Annotated in this window: 17 protein-coding genes; 15 read left to right on the top strand and 2 right to left on the bottom strand. The window is 53.6% G+C overall.

Annotated features, from left to right (window positions below; translation table 11 throughout):
* Nucleotides 1–49 precede the first annotated feature (49 nt).
* Nucleotides 50–2,185 (bottom strand): intracellular growth attenuator protein IgaA, encoded by a 2,136-nt coding sequence (igaA, locus tag OGW16_RS08585; RefSeq protein ID WP_286518286.1) that lies wholly within the window; start codon nt 2,183–2,185, stop codon nt 50–52.
* Nucleotides 2,186–2,507: 322 nt separating this feature from the next.
* Between igaA and nudE the strand changes: the two genes are divergently transcribed.
* Complete coding sequence (nudE, locus tag OGW16_RS08580; protein ID WP_003827667.1) at nt 2,508–3,068, top strand: ADP compounds hydrolase NudE; 561 nt, start codon at nt 2,508–2,510, stop codon at nt 3,066–3,068.
* Between the two features lie 112 nt (nt 3,069–3,180).
* On the opposite strand, the gene mrcA is transcribed toward nudE, so the two are convergent.
* Nucleotides 3,181–5,733 carry a peptidoglycan glycosyltransferase/peptidoglycan DD-transpeptidase MrcA gene (gene mrcA, locus OGW16_RS08575; RefSeq protein ID WP_286518284.1) on the bottom strand — a complete coding sequence of 851 codons (2,553 nt, stop codon included), beginning with the start codon at nt 5,731–5,733 and terminating at the stop codon, nt 3,181–3,183.
* Nucleotides 5,734–5,853: 120 nt separating this feature from the next.
* On the opposite strand from mrcA, the gene OGW16_RS08570 reads away from it, so the two are divergent.
* The 14 genes from OGW16_RS08570 (at nt 5,854) to OGW16_RS08505 (ending at nt 17,477) form a co-directional block, all read left to right on the top strand.
* On the top strand, nt 5,854–6,633 hold the full coding sequence (locus tag OGW16_RS08570; protein WP_286518283.1) for a DNA utilization protein HofM: 780 nt from the start codon (nt 5,854–5,856) through the stop codon (nt 6,631–6,633).
* On the top strand, nt 6,633–7,172 hold the full coding sequence (locus tag OGW16_RS08565; protein WP_286518281.1) for a PilN domain-containing protein: 540 nt from the start codon (nt 6,633–6,635) through the stop codon (nt 7,170–7,172). The genes OGW16_RS08570 and OGW16_RS08565 overlap by 1 nt, the downstream gene beginning before the upstream one ends.
* On the top strand, nt 7,156–7,611 hold the full coding sequence (locus tag OGW16_RS08560) for a HofO family protein (protein WP_047408189.1): 456 nt from the start codon (nt 7,156–7,158) through the stop codon (nt 7,609–7,611). Before OGW16_RS08565 ends, OGW16_RS08560 begins: the two co-directional genes overlap by 17 nt.
* Nucleotides 7,601–8,014 carry a HofP DNA utilization family protein gene (locus tag OGW16_RS08555; protein WP_047408192.1) on the top strand — a complete coding sequence of 138 codons (414 nt, stop codon included), beginning with the start codon at nt 7,601–7,603 and terminating at the stop codon, nt 8,012–8,014. Before OGW16_RS08560 ends, OGW16_RS08555 begins: the two co-directional genes overlap by 11 nt.
* Entirely contained in the window at nt 7,917–9,164 is a 1,248-nt protein-coding gene (hofQ, locus tag OGW16_RS08550) for a DNA uptake porin HofQ (protein WP_286518278.1), read from the top strand. Before OGW16_RS08555 ends, hofQ begins: the two co-directional genes overlap by 98 nt.
* A gap of 404 nt (nt 9,165–9,568) precedes the next feature.
* A complete protein-coding gene (aroK, locus tag OGW16_RS08545; protein WP_003023552.1) occupies nt 9,569–10,090 on the top strand; it encodes a shikimate kinase AroK in 522 nt (173 codons plus the stop codon).
* Between the two features lie 57 nt (nt 10,091–10,147).
* Complete coding sequence (aroB, locus tag OGW16_RS08540) at nt 10,148–11,236, top strand: 3-dehydroquinate synthase (RefSeq protein WP_043018570.1); 1,089 nt, start codon at nt 10,148–10,150, stop codon at nt 11,234–11,236.
* Between the two features lie 96 nt (nt 11,237–11,332).
* Nucleotides 11,333–12,631 carry a cell division protein DamX gene (gene damX / locus OGW16_RS08535; RefSeq protein WP_286518276.1) on the top strand — a complete coding sequence of 433 codons (1,299 nt, stop codon included), beginning with the start codon at nt 11,333–11,335 and terminating at the stop codon, nt 12,629–12,631.
* Between the two features lie 117 nt (nt 12,632–12,748).
* Nucleotides 12,749–13,585, top strand: a complete 837-nt coding sequence (gene dam / locus OGW16_RS08530) for an adenine-specific DNA-methyltransferase (protein ID WP_181231009.1) — start codon at nt 12,749–12,751, stop codon at nt 13,583–13,585.
* Nucleotides 13,586–13,602: 17 nt separating this feature from the next.
* Nucleotides 13,603–14,280, top strand: coding sequence for a ribulose-phosphate 3-epimerase (gene rpe, locus OGW16_RS08525; protein WP_003023561.1), 678 nt, complete (start codon nt 13,603–13,605; stop codon nt 14,278–14,280).
* Nucleotides 14,273–15,031: a phosphoglycolate phosphatase gene (gph, locus tag OGW16_RS08520; protein ID WP_047408202.1), complete on the top strand. Its 759-nt coding sequence runs from the start codon at nt 14,273–14,275 to the stop codon at nt 15,029–15,031. Before rpe ends, gph begins: the two co-directional genes overlap by 8 nt.
* A complete protein-coding gene (gene trpS, locus OGW16_RS08515; RefSeq protein ID WP_043018566.1) occupies nt 15,024–16,028 on the top strand; it encodes a tryptophan--tRNA ligase in 1,005 nt (334 codons plus the stop codon). The genes gph and trpS overlap by 8 nt, the downstream gene beginning before the upstream one ends.
* Nucleotides 16,029–16,193: 165 nt before the next feature.
* Nucleotides 16,194–17,099, top strand: a complete 906-nt coding sequence (gene yhfZ / locus OGW16_RS08510) for a GntR family transcriptional regulator YhfZ (protein ID WP_043018565.1) — start codon at nt 16,194–16,196, stop codon at nt 17,097–17,099.
* 15 nt (nt 17,100–17,114) lie between these two features.
* Nucleotides 17,115–17,477: a hypothetical protein gene (locus OGW16_RS08505; protein ID WP_043018836.1), complete on the top strand. Its 363-nt coding sequence runs from the start codon at nt 17,115–17,117 to the stop codon at nt 17,475–17,477.
* The last annotated feature ends 1 nt before the right edge of the window (nt 17,478 follow it).

Here is a 17,478-nt window from a genome sequence, read left to right as displayed (position 1 = left end):
AAGAAAACATGATGCGCGACAGAGTAGCATATCCTGTCGCGCGAGCGTGTTATCGAATCAGGCTTTCCGGGTCGTCAATCAGCGTTGGATTCAGGCAGCTTTCGTAGTAGCTCTGAATTTCCGCGATGCGGGTGCGGTTACGCTGATAGCGTCTGAATGCCTGTATGCTGTTGTAGACAGCGCATCCGAGCATGGAGAACATCAGCAGCGTCGTGCCAAGGTAGCGCCATAATCCTGAACGATCCGGGATACGGTGCAGACCAATGTGCTGGGTGCCATTGGCGTCAGTCGAAATATTGGTGACGATCCCCTCCGCGCGAAACGGCGTCTGCATCAGCATCTGCGCCAGGCGCTGAAAGGCGTTCCACTGTTCCTGGGGAGGATAGTCATATAACGAGGTCGTCGGCCACGGCTGATCGACCAGATCGCTGCCTTCGTCGCTGATAATCAGGAAACCGCCGGGAGCAGGGCTATTCAGCGCCTGGGCCGCTCGCGCAGTCTCGCGTGAAATAAACGGCGCCGTAGAGGTATTCACCAGATTATCCAGCGACTCCGCGCTTACCGGACGCAGCAGCACGTTCACGCCATCCAGTTTGCCTGCGTTTGCTCGTTTCACCAGCGCGGTCCAGTCTTTACTGTTACCAAGGTTTACCAGCGCATTTTTTAAACGTACACATTCATCTTTGGCTGCGCACAGATCGGCCGTTTTCAGGACAATCTCGCCAAAATCGTCAAGTAACACCATGCCGGACTTTTGGATGGCCGAGCGTAACGATGCGCTGACGCGAGAGTCATCATCAGCTTTGGGATGCAGCTGGCGGTTCACGGCCTGCGTGAGCGCGGTAGCTTTATTTACCAGATCGGACTCAGGTAGCGGCAATGCGCGCGCGTCATTCCAGATAATTTGCGTGCAATCGAAAGGCATAAACGGCGTGGCAGGCTGCGCATTCCAGCTCCCCTGGGTATGAATGTTACACATACCCGTACCGCTCAGGTGCAGCGTGTCACCCACGCGAACGCCCGCGTTTTCGAGCTGTTTTACGCTGGTGGCTTCGATAGTTTGCGCGCCCTTCATCCAGGAAAGCGTTAGCTTTATCGGCATATCCAGAGGGATCCAAAACAGCAGCATCAGCAGTACCAGCAATGAGCCGCCCGCGATGACGGCGTTGCGCAGCCAGTGCTGTAACGGGAAGTTTTTCACTTCATCATGCAGGGATAAAAAACGCCCCTGGCGGACAACATGGCGATCGAGATAAATATCGATATCCGTTTGCTGGCCAAGATCCTGTGCGATGTAAGGCTGCCAGTGAGGGGGATAAATAAGATCAATAATGCCTAGCGAGATATTATTGATTTGCTCCTGATCATTTTCGCCAAACAGTCCCCAGCGACGCGGCGTACCGCGCAGACAATGAATTTCCCGCAGGGCGGTTTTAGACGGCGGGGCGAACAGTCCCCACAAACCTGCCGCCAGTAGCAGCACCGCGCCACCAACGACCCACGGAGCAAACGTATCCGGAATGATTAAGCAGAAAAAGAACAGCAGGAATGATGCGGCAATCAGCAGCGCTTCGCGCAATCCCGACGGGCGGCTGAGTGCGTATTCTTCATGGGTTTCCTGGCGAATATTCAGCAGTTCGATCTGCTCGCTTTCTTCACCGCGAATGGACGCCTGGGTAGAGGCGGTATGCTGTAGCGCATAGCCACGCGCTTCCTGCATATATTCCTGCAGCGTGTGGCCGTTCAGAGAGATAACCAGCGGTATCGTATTGGTGTGGATTAACTCAACGCTGTTTTCGTCATTGATGTATTGTTCCCAGAAAGGGGGAAGATGTACCTCAACGGAATCGAGATAGTAACGCCACTTGTTAGGATCGTCGGTAGTAATGCCGTAACGTGTAATCGCGTGCGTCAGTACGATGACGCTATTACTTTGGGCATTCAGCGTTAACGATACCGGCGCGGAGCTGGCGCCCGTGGGACTCGGCACCTGCTGAATTTGGCTAAGGCTTTCGAGATAGTTTTCAACTGCACTGCGCTCTTCAGGCGTGAGTTTACGCTTTGAGGCGTCTGAGAAGACGTTGCTCAAGGGTAAATTTTTCCGTCTGGATTTCGTTCTGAGTAGCCATCCTGCAAGCAATGAGCAGGCCAGCAAAGCAGCTAAAAAAATCAGAATGGTGCTCATGCTTTCCCCATCTTACTTAGTCTGTCAGGCGTGGCCAGTCGCACCCTGTTCAATATTCGTGATTCTGTGGTTGGCTATCGGCAAGTGTGGAGTCGAACTTGAGCATCTTTAAGTACAGCCCAGTAAATGCGAATCATAGCAAAATCACCAAAAATGGAATATCAGCAAATTCCTGGAGTTATTTCAACCTATTGACTTTTAATTTGAAATAGGGATTAACTTTTAGTACGTTACATAAATGTAAATAAACGGCAATTCACATTGCCGAAACCGTGCGGTATATCGCACAATAACCCCAGATTTCACAGCAAAGATCCTCACAATGAGCAAATCATTACAGAAACCCACGATTTTGAAAGTGGAAACCGTCGCCCAATCCCGGCTGTTTAAAGTCGAAAGCGTGGACCTTGAGTTCAGCAATGGCGTGCGCCGCGTTTATGAACGTATGCGTCCGTCCACGCGTGAAGCGGTAATGATTGTGCCGATTGTGGACGACCACCTGATCCTCATCCGCGAATACGCGGTTGGGACCGAATCTTACGAACTGGGTTTTTCCAAGGGATTAATCGATCCTGGCGAAAGCGTGTTTGAGGCGGCGAATCGGGAGTTAAAAGAAGAAGTGGGGTTTGGCGCAAAGGATCTGACTTTTTTAAAGAAACTCAGCATGGCGCCATCTTATTTCTCCAGCAAGATGAACATCGTGGTGGCAGAGGACTTATATCCTGAATCGCTGGAGGGTGATGAACCTGAGCCATTACCGCAGGTACGCTGGCCGCTGGCGCATCTGATGGACCTGCTGGAAGATCCTGATTTTCACGAAGCGCGTAATGTCAGTGCGCTGTTCCTCGTACGCGAATGGCTGAAAGGGCAGGGACGATTGTAGTTTATGTTGCCGGATGGCGGCTGACGCCTTATCCGGCCTACAACATCCAGCAATATCAAATGATTACGCCGAAAATGTAGGCCGGATAAGCGAAGCGCCATCCGGCAATCGATCAGAACAATTCGTGCGTCTCACCATTATCGATAATGGTAGTCCCCACCTCATGCACCGCCTGTTGCGTCGGCTGTGTGCCTTCAATGAAGTACTCTGCGCGGCTGTTGCCGCCGTTTGCCAGTTGACCGGTGCTGCGATCGATGTTGACCGTCACGATACCCGGCGGCGGCGTCAGCGGCTGCTCAGGCACGCCTTCCAGCACGGACTTCATGTAGGCATCCCATGCAGGCTGCGCACTCTTCGCGCCGCCTTCGTAGCCGGAGATTTGGTCTTTGATCGCCCCGGAAGCAGTCGTGTGGCCAAGGTTGCGACGATGGTCATCAAAGCCGATCCATACTGACGTCACCACCCCTGGCCCGTAGCCGGAGAACCACGCATCTTTAGAGCTGTTGGTGGTCCCGGTTTTCCCGCCGATATCGTGACGTTGTAAATCACGACCTGCGCGCCAACCGGTTCCCATCCAGCCTGGCTCACCAAAGATATTGGTGTTCAGTGCGCTTTTAATCAGGAAGGCCAGCGGCGTGTTGATCACGTGTGGGGCGTACTCCTGCGTTCCACTTTGTGCGACCAGCGCCTGGTTGGCCTGCTCAAGCTGCGGCATTGGCACGGCGGCATTTTGCTGTTCCTGCGAGACGGCAACATCTTCTACGTTACTGTTTTCCAGCACGTTAGATTTCTGGGTATCGCCGTAAATCACCGGAATATCGCATTCCGGACAGGCAATTTTCGGCTTCGCTTCGAAGATAACGCCGCCCATATCGCTTTCGATCTTACTGATGAAATACGGGTCGACCAGGAAGCCGCCGTTAGACATCACCGCGTAACCGCGCGCCACCTGCAACGGCGTGAACGAGGCCGAACCCAGCGCCAGCGACTCGGTGTGCACAATGTTCTGTACCGGGAAACCAAAACGTTGTAGATACTCTGCCGCGTAATCCACGCCCATGGCGCGCATGGCGCGTACCATCACCACGTTTTTCGACTGGCCCAGCCCCTGACGTAAGCGAATAGGACCAGCATACTGCGGCGGTGAGTTCTTCGGCTGCCAGTCGGAACCGGCACCGGCATCCCAGCGGGAGATCGGTACGTCGTTGAGCATACTCGCCAGCGTCAGACCTTTATCCATCGCAGCGGTATACAGGAAGGGTTTGATGTTGGAACCCACCTGGCGTAGCGCCTGGGTTGCACGGTTAAACTTGCTCTGGTTGAAGTCAAAACCACCGACCAGCGCCAGCACCGCGCCGTTTTGCGGATTGATGGACACCAGTGCGGAGTTGACGTCCGGCACTTGCGCCAGCCACCAGGCATCGCCAACCTGGCGTACCCAGATTTGCTGGCCGGTCTGTACTACGTCGGTCACTTTACGCGGCGTTGGGCCTTGCTGGGTATCCGAGCGGTAAGGACGCGCCCAGCGCATACCATCCATTCGTAATGACACGGAGGTACCATCCGCCAGCGTGGCAATGGCTTCCTGCGGATTAGCGCTGGTAACAACCGCCGGAAGCAATGGGCCATAAGTCGGCAGTGCTTTCAGCGTATCGGTGATTTTCTTGCTGTCCCAACTGCTTTCGCCCACTTTCCACAGCACGTTCGACGGGCCGCGGTAGCCGTGGCGCATGTCGTAATCCATCACGTTGTTACGTACCGCCTGCTGGGCTGCTTGCTGTACTTTGCGCGTAATGGTGGTGGTGATGCGATACCCGTCTTCATAGGCTTTCTCGCCATAACGGTTATACATCTCCTGGCGCACCATTTCAGACAGATACGGCGCGGAGAAGGCGATTTCCGGCGCATGGTAGTTGGCGTCAATGGCCTCGCCGCGTGCCTGATCGTACTGGGCCTGCGTGATGTAGTTTTCGCTCAGCATACGCGACAGCACGACGTTACGTCGCGCGGTTGCCCGGTCCATCGAATAGAGGGGGTTGAAGGTTGACGGCGCTTTTGGCAGACCGGCAATCACCGCAATTTCACTTAAGCTCAGCTGATCTACGGTCTTACCGAAATAGACCTGAGCGGCAGCACCCACGCCATAGGCGCGATACCCCAGATAGATCTTGTTCAGATACAGTTCGAGGATCTCATCTTTACTCAGCAGTTGTTCAATGCGGATCGCCAAGAACACTTCCTTGATCTTACGCATCAGCGTACGTTCCGGGCTGAGGAAGAAGTTTCTCGCCAACTGTTGGGTAATGGTACTCGCCCCTTGCGATGCGTGGCCGGAAAACAACGCGACGCTGGCTGCACGGAAGATCCCCACCGGGTCTACCCCATGGTGCTCATAAAAGCGACTGTCTTCTGTGGCGATAAAGGCTTTAACCATCACCGGCGGCATTTGATCCAGCGTAACCGGGATTCGACGTTTCTCGCCATATTGCGCGATCAGCTCGCCGTCAGCGCTGTAAACCTGCATCGGGATCTGTAAACGCACATCTTTGAGCGTCGCGACGTCAGGTAATTGCGGCTCAATATAGCGATAGAGGCCATAAATCGAGCCTGCTCCCAGCAGGATGCAACATACTGCAAGGATTAATAAATACTTTACGAACTTCACTGGAGATTTCCCATTTAGTGGCATTTGGGCAGTTTATAAACAAACGCGCGGTAGTATAAAGGCAAGCCAGACGCATTGATATACCCGTTAAAGCAACGGGTGATAAGGAGATCATCAGCAATGGCTTTCAATATCTGGAAAATTGGTTTGCATATTCAGCAACATGAAGCGCTGGCTGTCGCCGCTGTTCACGACGCATCCGGTTGGTTTCTCCAGCGCTGGTGGCGTATACCGCTGACGTCCCAGGTTATCGTCGATGGCCACATTCGCGGGCCTGAACAGCTTGTCGCAGCGCTACTGCCGTGGAGCCGGGAGCTTCCTCGCCGACACCATATTCATCTCTCCTTTCCCGCCAACAGGACGTTACAAAAAAAGTACCCTCGTCCGGAAATGACGTTGCGTGAGCCGGAGCAAACCGCCTGGTTGTCCGGCTCGATGGCGCGAGAACTGGATATGGCGCCGGATGCGCTGCATTTTGATTATAGCGAAGACACGTTGAGCCCGGCGTTTAACGTCACGGCTGCGCAAAGCAAAGAGATTTCAGCGCTTCTGACGCTTATCCAAACGTTGAAGGTACATGTTACGGCGATTACGCCGGATGCCAGCGCATTACAGCGATTTATACCCTACCTGCCCGATCATCATCAGTGTCTGGCATGGCGTGATGACGCCCAGTGGCTATGGGCGACCCGTTCGGCATGGGGACGTAAATCAACAGGCGATATTGACAGTATCGACGAGCTTGCCGCGACATTGTCGCTTCCCACGACAGCCATTGCGCTATGCGGTCCCGGCGGCTTCGATCCGTTAAGCGTGGTGTCTGTACGCCAGCCGCCAATTCCAACGCCAGGCCATCGCTTCGCCATTGCTCTGGGACTCGCTATGGGAGGCGCGTGCTAATGATAGCGACTATCAACCTTCTGCCCTGGCGCCAAACGCGACGCCGCGACTGCCTGCGCTTCTGGTGTGTTTTATTTAGCGCTTCAATCCTGCTCAGTATCGGCGTGTTATTGCGCGGTTACAGCGTGATGAACGTCGAAAACCGGGCTGAATTACTGCTGGCAGATGCCGAAAAGACGCGGGCCGAGGCCTTAATGGCGCTAAAGCCGCGTATGCAGCAGCGCCAGCAACGATGGCTACAGGTTCAGGCGCGGAACAAACAGCGTGAGCAGACCCGAAACTGGCAGCAGGTTTTGCAAGGGCTGGCGGAATTACTGCCGGAGCAGGCGTGGCTAACAAAAATCACCTGGCAGCAGGAGACGCTGGAACTGACGGGAAACACGCTGAACTTTACCGCGCTGAGGGCGCTGGAAGCGCAATTACGCCAGCAACCGCTGTTTACATTGGGCAGTCCTGGTGAAACGCTGCAGGATGCGCAGGGACGCTGGCAATTCCACTATCGACTGACGCGGAGCGGTGCGCATGATAACGCTCTGTGATAGCTGGTTAGCGCAGTCGCCACGTTTTCGAGTTTTCTGCTGGTGCGCCTGGATGTTGGGACTGCTCATCGCCGTCTTGCTATGCCTCAACTCCCCCTGGCAGAAACGGATTATGCAGCAAGAGGCGCTAAGCCAGCAACGCGCGGCCATTCAGGCGCAATGGCGAAATTTATATCTGTTGGCGGCATCGCCAGGAGAGCCTGAAGAGACGTTGATTCCGTTTTCCCCGCTGCGGTTTCAGACTCCTCTGGCACGTCTTCTCCACTGGCAGCCCTCTGCACAGGGCGGAGAGATGACGCTGAAGCCCGCCTGGGATGCCATCCCGCCGATGTTTGCCCAACTGGCGGATCAGGGGATGAACGTCAGCCGGTTTTCGCTTAGCGCTGAAGGCTCGGAGCTGCTGCTAACGCTACAACTGGAGCGCCTGAATGACGGTTGAACGTTGGCTGTTGGTATGCGTAAGCGTACTGATGCTCACTGGTATGCGTAATCCCTTTCTGCCGCCGGAGGACCGTTGTCAAATTGCTGAGCTGCCGACATGGCGTTTTCAGGGCATGGTGAGCCAGGGCGCACGACCTATCGGCATTGTTCAGGATAGCCAGAAAAAATGGCGACGGATTGAGCGAAATGACCTCCTGAAAAACGGTTGGACGATTACACAGATAACGGCCCTGAGCGTAACGCTCGACACAGGGAAAAACTGCGAGCCGCCGCGGTGGCAGTGGCAACGACAAGGAGCGGTAAATGAAGCGATGGATAGCGTGGATACTCTTCGCGTTGGCGGTTGGAATAACGAGCGCGCTGGCGGGAAAACCACAAAACGTGACGCTGGTGGTCGATGATGTACCGGTTGCACAGGTATTGCAGGCGCTGGCTGAACAGGAGCAGAAAAACCTGGTCGTTTCACCGGATGTGAGCGGCGTGCTGTCGCTGCATTTGACGGATGTCCCCTGGAAACAGGCATTGCAAACGGTGGTGAAAAGCGCCGGGCTGGTATTACGTCAGGAGGGCAATATTCTGCATGTACATTCTGTCCAATGGCAGAGTGAAAATGCGGCCCGCCAGGACAATGAACAGGCACGGGTTCAGGCCAGTTTGCCACTGGAGCAGCGCAGCATTATTTTGCAATATGCCGATGCCGCCGAGCTGGCCAAAGCCGGAGAAAAGCTGCTTAGCGCCAAAGGAAGCATTACGGTGGATAAACGAACCAACCGCTTACTGCTGCGTGACAATAGCGTTGCGCTTAATGCACTGGAAAAATGGGTGGCGCAAATGGATTTGCCGGTTGCCCAGGTCGAACTGGCGGCGCATATCGTCACGATTAATGAAAAAAGTTTGCGTGAGCTGGGGGTTAAGTGGTCGCTGGCTGACGCACAGCAACCGGGGGCGGTAGGGAACGTCACAACGCTTGCCAGCGATCTCTCTGTATCCGCCGCCACATCACGTGTGGGATTTAACATTGGCCGTATTAACGGCCGTTTACTTGAGCTGGAGCTGTCTGCGCTGGAGCAAAAACAGCAACTGGATATCATTGCCAGTCCTCGCTTACTGGCTTCTCACCTGCAACCTGCCAGTATTAAGCAGGGTAGCGAGATCCCTTATCAGGTCTCCAGCGGTGAAAGCGGCGCGACATCCGTCGAGTTTAAGGAAGCGGTACTGGGGATGGAGGTAACGCCCACCGTATTGCAGAAAGGGCGCATCAGGCTGAAACTGCATATCAGCCAGAATGTTCCCGGGCAGGTGCTGCAGCAGGCGGATGGCGAGGTTCTGGCTATTGATAAGCAGGAGATTGAAACCCAGGTCGAGGTAAAAAGCGGCGAGACGATTGCGCTGGGCGGGATTTTTTCACATAAGAATAAATCCGCAGCCGACAGCGTGCCGTTGTTAGGCGACATTCCCTGGCTTGGCACTTTCTTTCGCCATGATGGTAAAGAAGACGAACGGCGCGAATTAGTGGTTTTTATTACGCCCAGACTGGTTTCAGCGCAATAACTTATGCATGAAAAGCCGTTGTTTTTGCACTGAACACGTTTCAGGGATTTGACGTGCGGGTGTATTTAGCATACAAGGAGTACCGATTTGAGCGTCGGTGCTTTTCTTTACTTATGCGGCAGTAAATACGCTTTGCCTTTCTGGTGGTGTGTCATAGGCTTATTTGGTGTCATTTGGCTGCGCGATACGTCGCCAGGTCTGATGTTTGCAGGGTAGCATGCCTGCCACGACCAGAAATGCGTAAGGTTTGGTGATTTATTCAGTTGCCAAACCCGCTTGAGTATTGAGATAATTTTCAGTCTGACTCTCGCAATATCTTATGAGGTTTCAGTTCATGTCCTGCTGCGCTGGGTGTCTGCGAAGCGGGTTTATCATTAACGAATAGTCTTAGTAGTACCGAAAAAATGGCAGAGAAACGCAATATCTTTCTGGTTGGGCCTATGGGTGCCGGAAAAAGCACTATTGGGCGCCAGTTAGCTCAACAACTCAATATGGAATTTTACGATTCTGATCAAGAGATTGAGAAACGAACCGGAGCTGATGTGGGCTGGGTCTTCGATGTAGAAGGTGAAGACGGCTTCCGTGATCGCGAAGAAAAAGTCATCAACGAGTTGACGGAAAAACAGGGTATTGTGCTGGCAACTGGCGGTGGCTCTGTAAAATCACGTGAAACACGTAACCGTCTCTCCGCGCGTGGCGTCGTGGTCTATCTTGAAACGACAATTGAAAAACAACTTGCGCGTACTCAACGCGACAAGAAACGCCCGCTGCTGCAGGTAGAATCACCGCCTCGTGAAGTTCTGGAAGCGTTGGCTGACGAACGCAATCCTCTGTACGAAGAGATTGCTGACGTGACCATTCGCACCGACGATCAGAGCGCAAAAGTCGTAGCAAACCAGATTATTCATATGTTGGAAAGCAACTAATTCTGGCTGAATACACACTCGTCTGCGGGTACAAGTAACTAAGGTGGATGTCGCGTAATGGAGAGGATCACAGTCACTCTCGGGGAACGTAGTTACCCTATCACCATCGCGGCTGGTTTGTTCAATGAGCCAGCTTCATTCTTACCGCTGAAATCGGGCGATCAGGTTATGTTGGTGACCAACGAAACCCTGGCTCCCCTTTATCTCGATAAGGTTCGCGGCGTACTTGAACAGGCGGGTGTTAACGTTGATAGCGTTATCCTTCCCGATGGCGAGCAGTATAAAAGCCTGACGGTTCTGGATACGGTTTTCACCGCGTTACTGCAAAAACCGCACGGTCGTGATACCACGTTAGTCGCACTTGGCGGCGGCGTGATTGGCGATCTGACCGGTTTTGCGGCAGCCAGTTATCAGCGTGGTGTGCGTTTTATTCAAGTCCCGACAACCCTGTTGTCACAGGTCGACTCCTCCGTTGGCGGCAAAACCGCCGTAAACCATCCCCTCGGTAAAAACATGATTGGCGCGTTTTACCAACCGGCCTCCGTGGTGGTGGATCTCGATTGTCTGAAAACGCTTCCTGCGCGTGAGCTGGCATCGGGGCTGGCGGAAGTGATCAAATACGGCATCATTCTTGACGGTGAATTTTTCAGCTGGCTGGAAGACAATCTGGATGCGTTACTGCGTCTGGACGGTCCGGCGATGGCGTACTGTATTCGCCGTTGTTGTGAGCTGAAAGCAGAAGTTGTTGCAGCAGACGAGCGCGAAATGGGCTTACGTGCTTTACTGAATCTGGGACACACGTTTGGCCATGCGATCGAAGCTGAAATGGGTTATGGCAATTGGTTACATGGTGAAGCAGTCGCAGCAGGTATGGTAATGGCTGCTCGTACGTCAGAACGCCTTGGGCAGTTTACCTCCGCAGATACGCAGCGCATCATTACGCTACTGCAGCGAGCGGGCTTACCGGTTAATGGGCCGCGTGAGATGTCTGTTGAAGCTTATCTGCCGCATATGCTGCGAGATAAAAAAGTGTTAGCGGGAGAGATTCGTTTAGTGCTTCCGCGGGCCATAGGGAAGAGTGAAGTGCGCGGCGGAGTGTCGCACGAGGTGGTTCTTAACGCTATTGCTGATTGCCAGCAGGCGTAACAACAAGAAAGGTCTGGCTTACGTTGCAAAACGTAGGTCTTTTAGCTTCAGGTTATGTGCAAAGTCGTTAGCATTAACCTTTGAGTGGGGTGTTAAATGGATGAATTCAAACCAGAAGACGAGCTGAAACCCGATCCCAGCGATCGTCGTACTGGTCGTTCTCGTCAATCGTCTGAACGCGATAATGAGCCGCAAATCAATTTTGATGATGTTGATCTGGATGCTGACGATCGCCGTCCTGCGCGCACGCGTAAAGAGCGTGAAGAAGAGCGGGACATTGAAGAAGAGTATGAATCTGATGACGATGGCGTGGATGAAGAGCGTGTAGAACGTCGTCCGCGCAAGCGTAAGAAAGCCGCCAGTAAGCCTGCCTCTCGTCAGTATATGATGATGGGTGTCGGTGTTCTGGTGCTGTTGCTGCTGATCATCGGTATCGGTTCTGCGCTGAAAGCCCCCTCATCCTCTTCCAGTGAGCCTACTGCATCTGGCGAGAAGAGCATCGATCTTTCTGGCAGCAACGCGACGGATCAGGCGGGTACGACTACGCCTGCAACGGGCGCTGAGCAGACCGCTGGCAATACCCAGCAGGATGTTTCCCTGCCGCCGATTTCCTCAACCCCAACTCAAGGTCAGACGCCTGTGGCAACTGAAGGCCAGCAGCGTGTTGAAGTGCAGGGCGATCTGAACAACGCTCTGACGCAGCCGCAAGGTCAGGAGCAGGTTAACAACGTCGTGGTTAACTCTACGCTGCCGACCGAGCCTGCGACCGTTGCGCCGATGCGTAATGGTAATGCTGCGCGCCAGACTGCGAAAACGGAAACGACTGAACGTCCTGTGGCTACGCATCAGGAACGTAAACAGGCCGTCATTGAACCGAAGAGCAAACCGCAAACTACGGTGAAAGCGACGCCGATAGAGCCGAAACCTGTTGCTCAGGCAAAACCAACCGCAACTGCGCCGACGACCACAACCAAAGCACCTGTGGTTACCGCTACGCCGAAGGCGACGGCTGAGCCGAAAGCAACCGCGACTACCACGCCTGCTCAGACCGCAACGCCTGCGCCAACCGCAACAGCGTCAACGCCTGTTGCTGGCGGAGCGAAAAGTACAGGAAATGTTGGAGCGTTAAAATCTGCGCCGTCCAGTCATTACACGCTGCAGCTCAGCAGTTCTTCTAACTACGACAACTTGAACGGTTGGGCGAAGAAAGAAAACCTGAAGAACTACGTGGTGTATCAGACGACGCGTAACGGTCAACCGTGGTATGTTCTGGTGACGGGCGTGTATGCGTCTAAAGAAGATGCTAAACGTGCAGTGTCTACGTTACCCGCCGATATTCAGGCGAAAAACCCGTGGGCAAAACCGCTGCACCAGGTTCAGGCCGATTTGAAGTAAGATAGGATATGTTCTGCAATGGTTTGCTGTTTCGCCCAATTGCGGGACAAAGACTAAAGCGCAGGATGCTGTCGGAGCTTTCTCCACAGCCGGAGAAGGTGTAATTAGTTAGTCAGCATGAAAAAAAATCGCGCTTTTTTGAAATGGGCAGGGGGAAAATACCCCCTGCTTGATGATATCAAACGGCATTTACCTAAGGGTGAATGCCTGATTGAACCTTTCGTGGGTGCCGGGTCGGTGTTTCTTAACACCGACTTTTCTCGTTATATTCTTGCCGATATCAACAGCGACCTCATCAGTCTCTATAACATCGTGAAGACGCGTACCGATGAGTATGTGCAGGCTTCACGTGAGCTGTTTATGCCTGAAACCAATCAGGCTGAGGTGTACTATCGGTTCAGAGAAGAATTTAATGCCAGCCAGGACCCCTTCCGCCGTGCAGTGCTGTTCTTGTATCTGAACCGCTTCGGTTACAACGGATTGTGTCGCTATAACCTGCGCGGCGAGTTTAACGTGCCGTTTGGTCGTTATAAAAAACCGTATTTCCCGGAAGCCGAGTTGTACCATTTTGCTGAAAAAGCGCAGAATGCGGAGTTTCATTGCCTCTCCTATGAAGAGTGCATGGATCGTGCGGATAGCAACTCTGTGGTCTATTGTGACCCGCCTTATGCACCGCTTTCGGCGACGGCAAATTTCACCGCGTATCATACCAACAGCTTTAGCCCAAAAGAGCAGGCGCATCTGGCCGAAATGGCAGAAAAGCTGGTCAGTAAGCAGATCCCGGTGTTAATTTCGAATCATGACACGCCCGATACCCGTGAGTGGTACCGATCGGCGAAACATTTTCAGGTCAAAGTGCGGCGCAGCATTAGCAGCAATGGCGGCACGCGTAAAAAGGTGAACGAACTGCTGGCACTGTATAAACCAGGAGTTGTAGCGCCTGCGAAGAAATAATTCTCAAGGAGAAGCGGATGAAACAGTATTTGATCGCCCCCTCAATTCTGTCGGCTGATTTTGCCCGCCTGGGTGAGGACACCGCGAGAGCGCTGACTGCCGGTGCCGACGTTGTGCACTTCGACGTCATGGACAATCACTACGTACCGAATCTGACCATCGGACCGATGGTCCTGAAATCGCTGCGTAAATATGGCATCACCGCCCCGATTGATGTTCACCTGATGGTGAAACCGGTCGATCGTATTGTCCCGGACTTCGCCGCCGCTGGCGCCAGCATCATTACTTTTCATCCGGAAGCCTCCGAGCATGTCGATCGCACTTTACAGCTGATCAAAGAGCATGGTTGTAAAGCGGGCCTGGTGTTCAACCCGGCAACGCCGCTAAGCTATCTGGACTACGTCATGGATAAGCTCGACGTGATCCTGCTGATGTCCGTTAACCCAGGCTTTGGCGGGCAGTCCTTCATTCCGCAAACATTGGATAAGCTGCGCGAAGTGCGTCGCCGCATTGATGAATCTGGCTATGACATTCGTCTGGAAGTGGACGGCGGCGTCAAAGTGAACAACATTGGTGAAATCGCCGCGGCAGGCGCAGATATGTTTGTCGCAGGCTCTGCTATTTTCGACCAACCAGATTACAAAAAAGTCATTGATGAAATGCGCAATGAACTGGCGAAGGTAAGTCATGGATAAGTTTCAGGATATTCGGGGCGCCGCATTTGACCTCGACGGCACGCTGGTCGACAGCGCGCCGGGATTAGCCGCTGCGGTGGATATGGCGCTGTATGCGCTGGAACTGCCGGTTGCCGGTGAAGAACGTGTTATCACCTGGATTGGTAACGGTGCAGATGTACTGATGGAGCGCGCGCTGGCGTGGTCTCGTCAGGAGCGCGCAACTTTACGCAAAACGATGGGTAAACCCCCCGTTGATGATGATATTCCCGCCGAGGAACAGGTACGTATTTTGCGTAAGCTGTTCGACAGATACTACGGCGATGTCGCAGAAGAGGGAACATTCCTGTTCCCTGATGTTGCCGATACGCTGGGCGCGCTGCATGCGAAAGGATTGCCGCTGGGTCTGGTGACCAATAAACCGACCCCGTTTGTCGCGCCATTGCTCGAGGCGTTGGATATCGCCAAATACTTTAGCGTGGTCATCGGTGGTGACGACGTGCAGAATAAAAAACCGCATCCGGATCCGCTGCTGTTGGTGGCAAGCAAGCTTGGCATCAAGCCTGAGCAAATGCTCTTCGTAGGGGATTCACGCAATGATATTCAGGCGGCAAAAGCTGCTGGCTGTCCGTCCGTTGGCCTGACCTATGGCTACAACTACGGCGAGTCGATCGCGCTGAGCCAGCCCGACGTTATTTACGACCGTATTAATGAACTACTGCCCGCTCTCGGGCTTCCGCATAGCGAAAATCAGGAATTAAAAAATGACTAAGCCCATCGTTTTTAGTGGCGCACAGCCCTCAGGTGAATTGACCATTGGCAACTATATGGGTGCGCTGCGTCAGTGGGTGAGCATGCAGGATGACTACCATTGCATCTACTGCATCGTTGACCAACATGCCATCACCGTTCGTCAGGATGCTCAGCAACTGCGTAAAGCAACGCTGGATACGCTGGCGTTGTATCTGGCATGCGGAATCGATCCTGAAAAAAGCACCATTTTCGTGCAGTCTCACGTACCGGAACATGCCCAGCTAGGTTGGGCGCTGAACTGCTACACCTACTTCGGCGAACTGAGCCGTATGACCCAGTTCAAAGACAAATCCGCGCGCTATGCGGAGAACATCAACGCCGGTCTGTTTGATTATCCGGTGCTGATGGCGGCAGACATCCTGCTGTATCAGACCAACCAGGTGCCGGTTGGCGAAGATCAGAAACAGCATCTGGAACTGAGCCGCGATATTGCCCAGCGCTTCAACGCCCTGTATGGCGACATCTTCAAAGTGCCTGAGCCGTTCATTCCTAAATCCGGTGCGCGCGTGATGTCGCTGCTGGAGCCGACGAAGAAAATGTCCAAGTCGGATGACAACCGCAACAACGTGATCGGCCTGCTGGAAGATCCGAAATCCGTGGTTAAGAAAATCAAACGAGCGATGACCGACTCCGAAGAGCCGCCGGTTGTTCGCTACGACGTGCAGAACAAAGCAGGTGTTTCCAACCTGCTGGATATCCTCTCTGCCGTCACTGGCCAGAGCATTCCGGAGCTGGAACAGCACTTCGAAGGCAAAATGTATGGTCATCTGAAAGGTGAAGTCGCAGAGGCCGTTTCCGGCATGCTGACCGAGCTTCAGGCGCGGTATCACCGTTTCCGTAACGATGAAGCTTTCCTGCAGAAAGTGATGAAAGACGGTGCGGAGAAAGCCAGCGCCCGCGCGTCTGTTACGCTGAAAGCCGTTTACGAAGCGATTGGTTTTGTGGCCAAGCCGTAATGCGCTCTGCGTTGTTGAAGAAACCGGGTTACGCCCGGTTTTTTTTCGCCTGTTCGTTGGTAAATCTCAAAAAATGTGAGGCGCCTCGCCGTTTGCACATTTCCTCATTGCGCTATATCTTCACTTTAATGAAGATATAAATATTCACTTTACTGAAAATATAAAATGCGTCGGACATTTATCAAGAAAGAGGGGGTTGTGTTGACAACCCTGGCCCGTTACCTGCTCGGTGAAAAGTGCGGTAACAGACTGAAAACTATAGATGAACTGGCTGCCGAGTGTCACTCATCGGTAGGGTTAACCCAGGCCGCGTTGAAAACGCTGGAATCCTCCGGGGCGATCCGTATTGAGCGCCGCGGGCGTAACGGTAGCTATCTGGTGGAGATGGATAACCGTACGCTGCTAAAGCATGTGGATATTAATAACGTGGTCTGTGCGATGCCGCTGCCCTACACCCGTTTATATGAAGGACTGGCGAGTGGGCTTAAGGCTCAATTCGATGGGATCCCGTTTTATTACGCACACATGCGTGGGGCTGATATTCGCGTGGAATGCCTGCTGAACGGCGTCTATGACATGGCGGTAGTTTCCCGCCTGGCGGCGGAAAGTTACCTTGCCCAGGATGGATTGCGCATTACGTTAGCGCTGGGACCGCATACCTACGTCGGCGAGCATCAGCTGATTTGTCGCAAGGGCGAATCCGCAGATGTAAAACGTGTCGGGCTCGATAACCGTTCGGCGGATCAGAAAATCATGACCGAGGCCTGTTTTGGCGACCGTGACGTTGAATTGATCGATATGCCTTATCACGAAAGCTTGCAGCGTATCGCGAGAGGGGATGTGGATGCGGTTATCTGGAACGTGGTTGCAGAGGCCGAGTTGGCGGTACTGGGATTAGAAGCCACGCCGCTCACCAACGATCCGCGATTTCTGCAGGCCACGGAGGCGGTAGTGCTGACCCGGGCGGAGGATTATCCGATGCAACAGCTACTACGAGCGGTCGTCAATAAAGAGGCGCTGCTTGCCCACCAACAGCGTGTGGCGAACGGTGAACAGGAACCCAGTTATTAAGTGAAGGCGAACGATATGGAAAACAGGCTTAACCTGCTGTGTGAAGCGGGCGTTATCGACAAGGATATTTGTAGCGGCATGCTGCAGGTGGTCAGGCGGCTGGATGAAGAGTGGTGTTTGCCGGTTTATAGCGAGCAAGGGACCATGGCGATGACCCATATGGCGAGCGCGTTAATGCGCAGTCGCCAGGGCGAAGTGATTGAAGCGCTGGATGGTGAGCTGTTGGAGGAGTTGGCGCAATCTCATCTGTGGCCAACTATTTTATTGGTACATCAGGCGCTGCTGAAAGAGTTCACGGTGATGCCGCACGCGAATGAAGAAGGCTATATGTTGGCTAACCTGTACGGATTGTGGATGGCGGCGAACGAAGGCGTCTGAA

This window comes from Citrobacter sp. Ce104, assembly GCF_030334595.1.
Lineage (GTDB): Bacteria > Pseudomonadota > Gammaproteobacteria > Enterobacterales > Enterobacteriaceae > Citrobacter > Citrobacter europaeus.
The sequence above is the reverse complement of the archived record's forward strand: the minus strand, read 5'-3'. Positions and strand labels throughout refer to the sequence as shown.

Excerpts from the sequence above, each read along its gene's own strand:
- igaA (WP_286518286.1), bottom strand. The coding sequence starts at position 2,185 with ATGAGCACCATTCTGATTTTTTTAGCTGCTTTGCTGGCCTGCTCATTG.
- nudE (WP_003827667.1), top strand. The coding sequence starts at position 2,508 with ATGAGCAAATCATTACAGAAACCCACGATTTTGAAAGTGGAAACCGTC.
- OGW16_RS08570 (WP_286518283.1), top strand. The coding sequence starts at position 5,854 with ATGGCTTTCAATATCTGGAAAATTGGTTTGCATATTCAGCAACATGAA.
- OGW16_RS08565 (WP_286518281.1), top strand. The coding sequence starts at position 6,633 with ATGATAGCGACTATCAACCTTCTGCCCTGGCGCCAAACGCGACGCCGC.
- OGW16_RS08560 (WP_047408189.1), top strand. The coding sequence starts at position 7,156 with ATGATAACGCTCTGTGATAGCTGGTTAGCGCAGTCGCCACGTTTTCGA.
- OGW16_RS08555 (WP_047408192.1), top strand. The coding sequence starts at position 7,601 with ATGACGGTTGAACGTTGGCTGTTGGTATGCGTAAGCGTACTGATGCTC.
- hofQ (WP_286518278.1), top strand. The coding sequence starts at position 7,917 with ATGAAGCGATGGATAGCGTGGATACTCTTCGCGTTGGCGGTTGGAATA.
- aroK (WP_003023552.1), top strand. The coding sequence starts at position 9,569 with ATGGCAGAGAAACGCAATATCTTTCTGGTTGGGCCTATGGGTGCCGGA.
- aroB (WP_043018570.1), top strand. The coding sequence starts at position 10,148 with ATGGAGAGGATCACAGTCACTCTCGGGGAACGTAGTTACCCTATCACC.
- damX (WP_286518276.1), top strand. The coding sequence starts at position 11,333 with ATGGATGAATTCAAACCAGAAGACGAGCTGAAACCCGATCCCAGCGAT.
- dam (WP_181231009.1), top strand. The coding sequence starts at position 12,749 with ATGAAAAAAAATCGCGCTTTTTTGAAATGGGCAGGGGGAAAATACCCC.
- rpe (WP_003023561.1), top strand. The coding sequence starts at position 13,603 with ATGAAACAGTATTTGATCGCCCCCTCAATTCTGTCGGCTGATTTTGCC.
- gph (WP_047408202.1), top strand. The coding sequence starts at position 14,273 with ATGGATAAGTTTCAGGATATTCGGGGCGCCGCATTTGACCTCGACGGC.
- trpS (WP_043018566.1), top strand. The coding sequence starts at position 15,024 with ATGACTAAGCCCATCGTTTTTAGTGGCGCACAGCCCTCAGGTGAATTG.
- yhfZ (WP_043018565.1), top strand. The coding sequence starts at position 16,194 with ATGCGTCGGACATTTATCAAGAAAGAGGGGGTTGTGTTGACAACCCTG.
- OGW16_RS08505 (WP_043018836.1), top strand. The coding sequence starts at position 17,115 with ATGGAAAACAGGCTTAACCTGCTGTGTGAAGCGGGCGTTATCGACAAG.